Genomic DNA, 414 nt, shown 5'->3' with positions numbered 1-414 from the left:
CAGGGCTCCGAATCCAGGTTAACGGCGTAGGTCGCCGAGGATTGCGGCGAGGTAGTCGGTGCTCCAGCCTGCCTTTTTGCGTCTGAGTTTGATGGAGTGCTTGTCGCTGACGGCTCTGACGAGGTTGAGAGCGAAATGGCGCACGATGGCCATGTTGAGAGCGCCGTGGCCTTTTCTGAGACGCGACTGGTCGTCGTTGAAGACGACGTCGAGGGTCCAGTGCAGAGCGTTCTCGACCAGCCAGTGGCCGCGCACGGCATGAGCGGCCCGTTCGGCGGTCAGCTCGGCGGAGGCGATAAAGTATCGCGTGTCGAAGCGGCTTTTGTCCTTCAGTCCAGTGCGCGAGCTGACGCGCACGATGGTTGTGGCGTCTGGCAGGCGCAGTTCACCGGGAAAGCGGCGCTGGCCTTCGAG

At 62.8% G+C, this 414-nt stretch carries 1 protein-coding gene; it reads right to left on the bottom strand.

All coding sequences use genetic code 11. From position 1 onward, the window contains the following. Positions 1 to 18 precede the first annotated feature (18 nt). Positions 19 to 414: ISAs1 family transposase (locus AC0L3N_RS33955; RefSeq protein ID WP_473552066.1), on the bottom strand; the 396-nt coding region annotated here is incomplete at its 5' end.

This window comes from Mesorhizobium sp. WSM4807 (assembly GCF_055811615.1).
This window is presented reverse-complemented; position numbering and strand designations above follow the sequence as displayed.